The 13,185-nt window shown below is 55.2% G+C and carries 2 protein-coding genes; one reads left to right on the top strand and one right to left on the bottom strand.

The genetic code is table 11. The features are described 5' to 3' along the window. The first annotated feature begins 250 nt into the window (after positions 1-250). Positions 251-12,727 (top strand): VCBS domain-containing protein, encoded by a 12,477-nt coding sequence (locus tag V6Z81_10005; GenBank protein MEG9862798.1) that lies wholly within the window; start codon positions 251-253, stop codon positions 12,725-12,727. A gap of 196 nt (positions 12,728-12,923) precedes the next feature. Here V6Z81_10005 and infC read toward each other — a convergent pair. After that, positions 12,924-13,185: translation initiation factor IF-3 (gene infC / locus V6Z81_10000; protein ID MEG9862797.1), on the bottom strand; the 262-nt coding region annotated here is incomplete at its 5' end.

Below are 13,185 nucleotides of genomic sequence, written 5' to 3'. Positions count from 1 at the left end.
TTCAAACATTGATCTGACTGTCGCGCTGAACGGTGCCGGCAATTGGAGCGAAAACTTCACCATCTGGACGAATACCGCCGATCAGGCCCCGTCCTTCCCGGAGACGGCGAGCACGCAGGATATTGCCGACACCGCGGCGGAAGATGACCTTGATCCCGTTACGGGAACGTTCGGGGCGACTGATCCCGATAGCACGATCACCTATGCGGTCACATTGCAAGCACCGGCGGGCGTCCTGCTTTCTGAGAACATGAGTGGCAGCAGCAAATCATTCGTCACATCATACGGTGAGTTTGAATACCACACGGGCACCGGCGCCTGGAGTTTTGCGCCAAATTCGGAAATCAACGCGTTGAATACCGGAGATACGGTGCCGCTTGTCTTCACCGTGACGGCCAGCAGTCAGACCAAAGCCGCCGTGAAAACGCTGACGATCAATCTGATCGGGACTGAAGATAGGGCAAAACTGACCGTAACGGCAGCGGATGCTGACCCTGATCAAAATCCCAACACATTTTATCTGCGCTCAATACCCATGCAGAATGAGGTCATCATTATTGCCACATTCGAGGTCGAGGATCCCGATACATCGTCTTACGAGGTGGGAGACTTCACCATTACAGGCGATCCTCAAAACCGTTTTGAGGTTGTTGCCGGCGATAGTACGGGAACATTTGTTTTACGGATCAAAGCCAATCAGGCATTCATCATTTCCGAGGGCAATGTTGAAATTGATGTCACCCTTAATGGGTCAGGCCTGCCGGCGCAGCATTTCACCATCCTGACCGATGTGGAAGATGTAGGCCCGTCCTTTCTGCCGGATACCGTCACATCTTCGCCGAGCACCCATATCTATGAAACATGGATAAACCGCCTTGAAGGTGAGAAGCACGCTTATATGTCAAGCGTTGACCTTGCCAGAAACCCCACCCGTCCCGGCGCTGAGGGAACGGGGGAGATCACCATCACACTGCTGCGGGAAGGCGGCCCGATAGAAATCACGGGTGAGGTCAGCGGCTGGCAGACAACAACAGATACGATCAAAACCAACGTCTGGGCCATTCGGAATGGCAGCACTTGGTCCCTGATCGGGGATAACGACAGCAACGATGTGCCCGAAGCGGATGAAGCCGTCTTCCTGTTTGCAGCTGCAAATACATTCGGTGGGACCTTTGCGCTCTCTAATGGAAGGCCTGACAAAGTTCCGGATGGCAGGGTCTATGAACTTTACACGGTGCGTATCACCGATACGGCGGCAGATGACACCTATGCCAACCCTTCGGGTCTCTTCGGTGCCAAGGACCCGGACAGCGCGATCAGCTATACGGTGGCACTGGACGGGACGTTAGCGGGGGAGAACACCCACCGGGAGAGATTTACCCATAAAATCGACACGGACTATGGCAATCTGTGGATCAACGCAACCAGCGGCGCCTGGGAATTTGTCGTTAACGATAGCGCGGTTGAAGCCCTTGGCAATGGGGACACCCCGTCACTTGATTTCACGGTGACGGCGCATAGCAATAACAAGACCGCGATTAAGACTCTGAGCATCGATTTGACCGGTGCGGCCGATACGCCTGAACTCATGTTGACGATGGGCGCTGCCGACACTGACAGAAATCCGACGACCTATGAACTTGATGCATCGCCCACGCCGAGCGAGGCCACCGTCATCGCCTGGGTTATTGTCACAGACTCTGACACGACCTATCAGGCGAGTGACTTCACCATCACCGGCGATCCCCAAAACCGGTTCGAGGTTGTTGCCGGCCACGAAGCCGGGATATTTTACCTGCGGGTTAAAGGCGAAAAAACTTTCGATCCTGCCAATAATCTTTCGCTAAACATCACGCTGACAGGTGACGGCAACCCGAGTGTCCCGATCACCATTTTCACAGATATTTCGGACAACGCACCTGAATTTCTTCCGTTTCCGACCGAACTCACAGCTTTGGAAGAAATTTTTGTCTACCGGTCAAAAACGGAACTCGACTTTAACGCACCCAACCACTTCTTCAGATCCAGCGTTGATCTGGGCGATATCGGGGCCCGTTACATCAATGAAGGCCCCCGCCCCGGTGCAGGCGAAGAGATCACCATCACCCTTCTGAGGGATCAGGCCGGGGGCGGCGCTGTTGATATCACCGATGAGATTAGCGGCCTGTCGGCAACGGGAGATGGCAAAGACACGCATATCTGGGCGGTCAGGCATGACTTCGTCTGGACCCTGCAGGCCGTATCGAATGAGGTGTCGACTCCTTCAGGGGACGAAGCCGTTTTTCTCTTTACGCTTACTGAGAATGGCGGTGAGACATACCAGTTGTCTTCAACAGCCAGAGTTTCTGACGGCAACATCATTTTTTATTCCTCAACCGATGTCATCGTTGAGATAGTCGATACCGCTGCCCTTGACAGTTTCTCCCCTGTTGCGCCCGGGAATTACCGCGCAACGGATGCTGACGGAGATACGATCACCTATAGTCTGTCCTATACCCACAATGATGGGGGAGGCGTTGCCGGTGCTTCCAACAATGATCTGCTGCGCATTGATGATGAATATATCCTTTTTGAATTGGGTAAGGCCTGGGCCTATCATCCCAAGGCGGATGCGATCAACGCCCTCGGTGATGGAGAATCGGCAAGCATTGAATTCACGATAACGGCAACCGCCAATGGCAAAGCCACGGCGCGAACGGTGACATTCCTCATCACCGGTGCCGATGATACGGCCCGCACCAGTGTGACGGCAGGGGATGCAGATGCCGACAACAATCCGAACACCTTCACGCTGACAGAAGCCAACTCATTTGAGGCGATAGATGTAGCGACGATCACGGTCAGTGACCCGGATACGAATTATACGCAAGGCAGCTTTACCCTTTCTGATGACCGTTTTGAAATCATTCCCGGCACCCCGGACCAGTCATTCGAGCTGCGGGTTAAGGCCTATTCCGAATTTGACCCTGATGACGGCAATGCTGAGGTTGATGTCACTGTCGGCGGGGTTACCGAGACGTTTATCATCAATACCGCCAGCGCCACAAAAGTTGTCGAATTAGAGGTCGCCGACAGCAGCGGGGTAGATGCACACGATGTTCTGAGCGGACATTTCAGTGCGACTGATCCCGGATCGCATGGCAGCAGTGTGCCGTCCTATGATGTGACTCTGAATGCACCAACGGGTGTGACTTATGTGCAAACAGTGACTCAAGGTGTTAAAACTTTCACTACCGACTATGGGGTGTTCTCATTTGTTCCCACGGCCAATTCGACCGCTGACATCTGGCGCTTTGCCAGTAGCACGGGGATTGATGCCCTTGACGCCGGGGAGGTTATCTCGCTCGATTTCACGGTGACGGCCACCAGCCTGAGCGCGGTCAGCACTTATATTCTGAGATTAAATCTCACCGGTGCTGAGGATGACCCCGTACTGACCGTGACGACGGAGGGCCCGGACGGCGATTTGAACCCCAATACATTCGAGCTGGAAAGAATACCGATCAATACGACTGCTGACATGGCCACGATCACGGTCACTGACGTTGACACGGCCTCCTACGAGGCGGGTGACTTCAGCGTCAGTGACAGCCGTTTTGAAATTGTTGCCGGCAGCACAGCCGGGACATTCACCCTGCGGATCAAACCGAACAGAGTCTTCGATGCTGCTGAGAACGTCAACGTTGATGTCTCCCTCGGCGGGGTGACAGAACGATTCACAGTCTGGACCGATATGGCTGATCATACCCCTGAAATTCTGCCCGTTCGCTCTCAACTCTCGGCTTCCGATACCTTCCATGTGTATCAGTCCGGCCTATCCCTTAGTCCGTCAGCAGCTACGCATAAATTCATCTCCAGTGTGGATCTGGGAGTCGTAACGGCGAATACCCAGAACATCCAGCCAGTTGACCGTAATCCAGCCCCCCCTCCGGGGGCGGTGGGGACGGGGGAGATCACCATCACCCTGCTCAGGGACAGTGGCGCCGTTCACATCACCGGCGAGATTGCCGGGCTGACCGAAGCGGCGCAGTCGACTACCGCACATTATATTTGGGCGGTTTATGACGGAACAACATGGTCATTGCAGTCGCCGCATCCCCATTCTAGCCTGCCTTCAGTACCGGGTGGTGAAAATGTATTTCTGTACAGTGTTCTATACCTTAACGACGAATATCTTTTAACCGGAACGACACGTCTTGCTGACGGCACGACCCATGAGCTGAATTCCGGCGAACTTGTCATTGTCGATATTGCCGATACGGCGGCAGACGATGATTTCAGTGATCCTGCAGCCTATCCCGGTCTTTCGGGGTCGTTCCTTGCGACTGACCAGGATCTGGCCGATGCCGACACAGCCATCAGCTATGATGTGAGACTGGCAGACGGCACGGCGGCATCGGTTGCCCTCGGTGCGGATGATCCGCTCTCAATGCGGGATAAATACACCCATAAGGTCGTCACCGAATACGGCACCCTATGGTTCAAGGAAAATAACGTCGCCCCGACCTATGGGCAGAAAATCAAGGAAGTCACATACCCGGGCAGCGCTTATCTCTATCAGTCGGATGAAAACCCATCAGATTCCAGTAATACGAGCAGGCATTATTTCACTTCCAGCGTTGAATTGGGGACAATAGCAGGTCCGCAAGGGGCAAGTATTCCTAATGACAACAACAACGGCCCCCGCCCCGGTGCCGTGGGCACGGGAAATATCACCATCACCCTGTTACGGGATAGCGGGCGGCAGGATACCGGCGGAAACCGGATATACACCGAAGAAACCATCATCGATGAGATTAGCGGGCTGCCGGCAACAGGGGGGCAGGATGCATATCATATCTGGGCAGTGAGGAATGGTGAAGACTGGTCTCTGGAGGCGGTAAGAACGTCAAGCCTGACGCAATACACCGCCCCGTCAGGCGATGAGCATGTTTTTCTTTATACCATCAGGGGGATCTTACCTGGAGGCCCATCAGCACTATCAAGCGCATACCATTTATTCTCATCCACCGAAATTGAAGGCAGCACAACCTTCAATATCGAAGTTCAGGAGCTTGTCGAGCACGGCGGCAGATGGGAATTTGAAGCCGATAATTCGGCTGTCCAGGGACTGGGTCATGGGCAGGAAGCAACAGTTGATTTCACGGTAACGGCCAACAGCGGCGGCAAAGCCGCTGCCCAGAGACTGATTGTTCACCTGACAGGTGCAGAAGATGAGCCTGTTCTGGAATTGGCCCCCCATGACATCGCGGATACGGTAAGGCGGGATGATTTCGATAACCTGACCGGATCCTTCGGTGCCCGGGACTATGATGATAATGACGATGATATCACCTACGAGGTGACCCTGGGCAGTGCCAGTGTGGAAACCGTCTCCAATGTTACCGGATTTGAGGGTTTCACCCGCAAAATTACAGCCAGCCACAATGGCAAAACATACGGTGCCCTGTATTTTAATCCGGCTGATGGCGACTGGGAATTTGACATTGTTGATGATGCGGTCAACGCCCTGGGTGACGGGGTTGTCATCCCCTTTGAATTCAAGGTCAAGGCCACGAGCATGGGTCTTGAAAGCACAGAAGAAACTCTGGCGATCAGCATTTCGGGCATTGATGATAACCCTGCGGTGATTGTGGAAGCGGGCAATCGCGCTCCTGATGAAGACAGGAACCCGTTCACCTATGCGCTGGATACGGCGCACATTACCGTCGATGACAAGAATATTGCCATCTTCTATGTCGATGACCCTGATACGACCTATACCCAGAATGACTTTGTTCTTTCAGGGGCAGATACATCAAAATTTCACATTCAGGAAGATGCACTTCTCGATGCCAAATATTATCTGTTTTTCAAAAATGGTGCGACGTTTGATTTCGCTGCCGATGGTGATGTCGCTCTCCGGGTGACCTTCAGCGGGCAGGAGTTTGATTTTGATATCTTCACGAATACCAGTGACAGCGCCCCGGTTTTTGGTCTGACGCCATCTGAGGTCACGGCATCGGCAGACGTTTATATCTATCAGTCGAATATGACAAAATCCCCCGGCTCGCCCACACACCGGTTTATCTCAAATGTCGATCTGAGCACCCTGGCCGGTCAGGGGCCTCAGAGTGAAGGAAATCGTCCCGGGGTAGTGGGGACAGGGGAGATAACCTTCACCCTGCTGCGGGATGAATCTGCCGGCGGTGCGGTTCACTTCAGCGGTGAGATCAATGGCTTGCCCGCGAATGGAAATGAAGATTCTTATGATATCTGGGCATACAAACAACCGCAAGGCGAGTGGAAATTGCTGGCAGGAGATCCTGAAAATATAAGTATAGCATTTACCCCGGGGACGAAAACATTCCTCTATACCGTCAGGCAAACCGGCGGGTCAAATGACCCGAACTTTGAACTCTTGAATACCACCCGCGCCCAAGACGGGAAAACGTTTGAGCAAAATCCGGACAACACCTACAGAACCGGAAGTTTTTCATTCACCTCGAAGGAGATCGTCCTCAAAGAGGATTTTGATACTTCGGCTAACGATGATTTCCCTAACCCAACGGGGTCGTTCACGGCCACCGACAGTGACAATAACGACACGGACATCACTTATACCGTGACCTTGGAGAATGGCACGGCAACTCAGGAAGCGGTCCTTCCCGATGATGCCGATACCGTCAGAAGGGGCCGGTTTACCGATAAGATCACAACCGATTATGGCGTCTTGTGGTTCCATAGGGGGGACGGTGCCGCAAGTGGCCACGGAGATTGGGAATTCATCGTCAATGATGATGCGGTCAACAGGCTTGATGCGGGAGATTTCATCTCGCTGGATTTCTCGGTGGCAGCCGCAAGCGGCGGAGGTGTTATCAGACAGGTCCTGAAGTTCAATTTCACCGGTGCGGATGACAACCCTGTCATGACGCTTGACCCCGTGTTCATCAACGATACGCTGGTTGATGACGACTTCAACGACCCTCCACCTTCGGGGAATTTCGGGGCGACCGATCCTGAGGGTGATGCGGTCAGCTACAGCGTGAGTTATTCATCTTCGCCGGCGGTACGCCCCGCCGGGAGCGATCCCACCGCGTTGAAAGCAATTTATAGTCATAAAATCGCAACCGCTTACGGCACCCTGTGGCTGAATGATGGCAGCACCCTTTCTGACCCCGATTATTATGGCGAATGGATTTTTGATGCCAATGAAGACTTGGTCAATGCACTTGATGCGGGGGAGCGCATATTACTCGAATTCACGGTTGTTGCCAGAAGCGGGCTGAATACCACAACACAGACTCTGAACCTCATCATAACCGGCACCAATGACCTCGCTCTGCTGGCTGTCGAGCCGGATGGCGGGACTGAAGTCATCAAGACCACCGAGGAGGACAACACCTCCAAAACCATCAGCGGGGTGGTCGGTTTCAGCGACGCCGATGACACTAATGCCACCATAGCAATCAAAGCCGGACACAGCCATGGAGCCGACCCTGCCACCCCGGCGAATTCCGGCTTGCCATCAATCACCACAGGGGCGGCAAATATCGTCTCCGGACATTACGGTTTCTTCACCATCGCCCGCAATGACACATCGGGCGAGTTGGACTGGACCTACAAACTTGCCAATGCCGGTGTGGAGCAGGCGGGCGTCACCGGTCTTGCAGCGATGAAAGGGCGGGTTCAGGCTCTGGCCGGGGGCGAGCAGGTGGTTGAGAAACTAACGATCTATGCCGGAAGCAATCCGAGCCCGGTCACAGTCGATGTGAATATCACGGGTGTCGATGATGCGCTTGTGCTGTTTGTGGGACGCAGTCAGCACAGCAGCGGCGTCTTTTTCATCACGGAAGATCAGACGGCGCCCGTTCAGAATCTGGTCAGGTTCAGTGATGTTGACCAGGCTACTGCTGATATTGTTTTCAATGTAGGCCACAGCCATGGCACGGACCCGAACACGCTGTTGCGGGATGATCCCGGTATGGTTTCAGTCACCGCCAGTAGCCCGCCTGTTATTGTCGGGCAATATGGCGTTTTCACTTTCACCCGCAATGATGACACCGGCAGGGTTGACTGGACCTATCAGCTGGCGCATGCCAATGCGGTGCTGCAGGGCGTTGATCCTGCGGATGCCGCTGCGATGGCGGCGCGGGTTCAATCAATGCGCGACGGCAGGACGGTTGCTGAGCGGCTGACGATCTATGTCGGTGATGATGAGAGTATGGATCCGTCTATCGTTGAAGTGGCCATCAGGGGCGTTAATGATTTGCCTGAGCTGGCGACGACGACGGAAAATTCCACGGGAGCTATCGAAGAAGATAACACCACCAAGGTAGTTCAGGGGGGCATTCCCTTTAATGATGTCGATGAAGATAACAGCAACGAAGACATTGTCTTTAACATCGGTCACAGCCATGGTGCGAACCCGGCCACACTTGCGGCAAATGACACCAGTTTGGTTGCAACGACCTCGGATAACCGGACCCCGGCCGATATTGCCGGGCATTACGGCATTTTCTCCTTCAGCCGGGACGACAGCACCAGCGAGCTGAGCTGGACTTATAAGCTCGCTAATGCGGGCACATCATCCGCAGACGGTTTCACTGATGCGATGAAGGCGCAGGTTCAGGCGCTGGCGAGGGGTCAGCAGGTTGTTGAGAAGCTGACAATCTATGCCGATGATGAACACGCAGGCGGCACGACAGCCCGAACCGTGACCGTGACCATCACGGGTGTCAATGATCTGCCCGAGCTGAACGGCACTACAACCGTTGCCAAAAGATTGACCGAAGATGTCGACGGCAGCCGGGGCGGGGTGTTCTCATTCGGTGATGTCGATAATCCTGCGGCCGATGTCGTCTTCAAGACCGGCCTGAGCCATGGCACGGATCCGGCGACGCTCATGTCGGATGATTCAACCCTCGCGTCAACGACGCCGACTCTGACGACGCCGGCGGATATCGTCGGTGAGTATGGTGTTGTCTCATTCACCCGAAATGACGGCAGTCTGATGTTGAACTGGACCTATCATCTGGCCAATGCCGATGCCACGCAGGCGGGCATCACCGATGCGATGAAGGCGCGGGTTCAGGCCCTGACCGGGGGTCAGCAGGTCTCCGAGAAGCTGACAGTCTATGCTAGTGATGCTTATGGGATCAATGATATCCCCGTCACCGCTCTTGTGACTGTTACCGGGGCGGATGATCTGAGGGTGCTGACGACAGCAGCGGGTCATGATACCGGAGCCATAACCGAAGATGACAGCTCCACAGAGGTCAACGGGCAGATCGGCTTCGATGATCCCGATGACGCCAATACCGGTGTGGTCTTCAAGATCGGCCATAGCCACGGGACAGCCCCGGCTACGCTCACGGCAAATGCCGCGGGTTTGAGCACGGCAACCACTACCGGCACCACAACACCCGCCGATGTCATCGGGCATTACGGTATCTTTACTTTCACCCGTGATGATGCGTCAGGAACCCTGACCTGGAATTACCATCTCGCAAATGCGGGGACATCATCCGCAGACGGGTTCACCGATGCGATGAAGGCGCGGGTACAGGGGCTTGCCGGGAGTCAGCAGGTTGCCGATAAGCTGACAATCTATGCCACAGATCAGCTTGGTGCTCTTCCGCATCCGGCAACCGTAACGGTGACCGTCACGGGAGCCGATGATGTGGCGGTGGTGAGTAGCACTCAAGTGGCCAGTGCCGTGATCGAGACAACCTCAACTGCCGAGACGGATATTGCCACCATATCGGTGAGCGATGTCGACACCACCTATCAGGCGAGTGACTTCTCGGTTGATGACATACGGTTTGACGTTGTGGCAGGAAGCTCATCAAACGAGTTCGTCCTCAAACTTCTGGAAGCCAAGAGTTTCGATTTCGAGACCGAAACGAACCCGTTCACGGTGACGGTTGCCGCCAGCACCGGCGCACTTCATAGCACGAATTTCAGCCAGGACTTCACCATCACCATCACCGATATTGACGACACTGACCCCGTGGTCACCCGCACAGCCTCAACCCACACCCTGGCCGAGACAAACTCGACCACCGCTACCGATATAGCCACGATCACGGTGACCGATCCCGACACCACCTATGCGGCGAATGTCTTCACCGTCAGCGATAACCGTTTCGGTGTTGTGGCAAGCGGCACTGACAATGTCTTCACCTTCAAGCTACTGGGCGGCAAGAGTTTCGACTACGAGACCGAAACAAACCCGTTCACGGTGACGGTTGCCGCCAGCACCGGCGCACTTCATAGCACGAATTTCAGCCAGGACTTCACCATCACCATCACGGACATCGATGACACGGCGGCTTCGGTGAGCCATACCCCCGACAGAATCTCCCTGGCAGAGACAACTTCAACCGCCGAAACCGATCTCGGCACGATCACGGTGACCGATCCCGACACCACCTATGCGGTGGGTGACTTCACGGTGACCGGAGACGACCGGTTCGAGTTTGTGGCTGCTGACGGCGTCCGCAATGTATTCAAGCTCAGGGTCAAGGCGGGCCAGAGTTTCGATTATGATCCTCCTGCCAATGAAACAGAGTTCACGGTGACGGTTGCCGCGAGCGCCACCGGCGGGCTCCAAAGCACCAATTACAGCCAGGACTTCACGATTGCCATCACCGATATAAATGATGCAACGCATACACTTTCTGCGTCCCAGAGCACGTATTATCTGGAGCAAACGGATGAGAGCGACGAGATTGAGATGGCCATCCTGACGATATCCGATACCAATGCGGTCTATCGGGCTTCCGACATCACCATCAGCGGCGATCCCCAGATGCGTTTCGGCATTGAGGCGGTGCAGGGCGAGGAAAATAAATTCACACTCAACGTCCTGGAGCGCCAGGCTTTCTTCCCCGATGGGGATGACCGGTTCACCGACCTGCCCCTGACCATCGGTGTCGGCGGCGTTGAGAAGGCCTTCACGGTGAAAATCACCGAATATCGCCCGCAACTTGGCCTGGACCTCTATGTGGGTGTCAACGAGAACGAGCCGCTTGTACTGTCCTGGATCCAGATTGAAGGCATTGATGATGACACGGCGGATGCCAATCTCGTCTACACCGTCTCCGAGATTGATGCGGTCAGGTTTGAGCGGAATGTCGATCCGGCGGCGAATTCAGGGGCGGGGAGATGGGTGAATATTGATCTTCCGGCCTTCGGCCCCCGGGAGATCACCTTCACCGAGGCTGAGATCAATCAGGGAAGAATTAGCCTTGTGACGGATGTGGAAGGCTCTTTCAAGATCACCCTCAGTGACGGTGTCAGCACGACCGGCATGAAGTATGCGGATGGTGTCACCACGATTGTCCCAAAACATGTGCAAGTCCTGATCCGTGATCCATACGACCTGCCGCCATCAGTCGAAAATCTGGATGATGTCAATACCAATGCGGAGAATGGAGCCAGTGGCAGCGGCGGTGTGCAAGGAGCCCAAGGAGCGCAAGGAACGCAAGGTAATGCCTACGTTGGTGAAGAGCGGCCGTGGCGGGTTGAAACCGGTTTCGGGGACACTGTCATCATGCCCGGTCCGGGGGATGATGAGATTGCTGCCGGCATTGGCGATGATGTGATCGATCTGAGCATGGGCGGCACCGATGAGGTGACCTACAGCTATGCCGTGGCCGATGCCAACAATTATATCTCCTGGGACGGCGGCGACCTGGTCACGGGTTTCACCCCGGGCCGGGACTCGATCCTGTTCAGCAACCGGAGCGGCTCGCCCAGCGCAGCGCCCGATGCTTTGCGAGCAGAATTTCTCTCAAAACTCGGAACGAGCTACCTTGCGCTCCTTGGCATTGAGCATAACGGCGAGGCCAGCAATAGCTCGCTCGCCGACTATGATGTGGTGCAGGTTTACGTCGCATTCCCTGTCGGGGTCACCCTTCCCAGCGGCCGGTATACCGGCGGGGGCATTAAGGTTGAATTCATCGATCCCATCCCATGGACGGAATTCAAGCCGGAGTGGCTTGCGGGCGATGCCGTCGATGAGAGCACGTTGCTTTTCAAGGGGAATGCTGACGGGCAGGCGGCTTTGCAGAAACTTATCAATCTCAAGGTGGAAGCCGATACGAGCCCGAGGATCTGGCTCGGGTCCGAGGGGGATGACACGATAACCGTCACCGATGGCAGCGGCGGCTGGGTCATCCATGCCAAGGGCGGTGATGATGAGGTGCGCTTCGGAGACGGGGCGGATGAGTTCGTTTATGTCTTCTCGCATATAAGGGATATATCCAACCCGGACGCTGACGTCGTTCGGTTCAACGACGGCTCCGATACTATCAGGAACTTCACCCTGGGTGAGGATAGGTTGTGTTTCGTTGACGATCATGTCGACCCTGCGAATACCGTTACCACCGAAGCCAATGTGGCCCATCTGTTGCGCCACCTGCGAGAGCCGTCTTCCGGGGCGGAACTCACTTATGACGGCAGCGCCTATACAGGGATCACTTTCGACCTTGTGGATGAGACCCTGACCGTCGAATTCTCAAGCGGACTCGATGCGGATGCGCTCAAGGCCCGGTTTGGCGGTGATACGGGTAGTCTTACTGACTACCTGCTGGGACAGGCACTCGTAGGCGGAATCCCGACCGGGGCAGGGCAGGTCGCCCTCAACGTGTGGGGGATCGGCTTTATTGATGAACTCTTCGCAGGGGATGGCGATTTCGAAGGCCTTGAGGTAAGCGGCACGCTGCCGGACGAACTGCTCTAAAGAGACATATCTGCAGGTGTGATTAAGCGAGTGCAGGCGTTTCGGAAGTCATTCCCGGTTCCAGCCAGGGCAATGGAATTTATATGGTTGATTGTTAATGGACGGGGATATTTTGTGCTGGTGGTGTTGTCCCAGGCTCGGCACGGGCTCGGCGAAGGATCAGCACTCACCCCCCATCCGTCCTCACTAAGGCCGGTTAGGCAGGCGCCAGCACCATGACCATCTGCCGGCCTTCCATCTTGGGCATGGCTTCGATACGGGTCATCTCTTCCATTTCCGCGCGCACGCGGTCGAGCAGGTGGACGCCGAGTTCCTGATGGGCCATCTCGCGGCCGCGGAAGCGCAGGGTGACTTTGACCTTGTCCCCGGCCTCGATGAACTTGCGGACATTGCGCATTTTGACCTGGTAGTCATGCTCGTCGATATTCGGGCGGAACTTGATCTCCTTCACTTCGACA

The organism is Parvularculales bacterium, assembly GCA_036881865.1.
GTDB lineage: Bacteria > Pseudomonadota > Alphaproteobacteria > JAPOUT01 > JBAJNM01 > JBAJNM01.
Note: the sequence above shows the minus strand (reverse complement) of the source record. Positions and strands in the feature narration are given on the sequence as shown.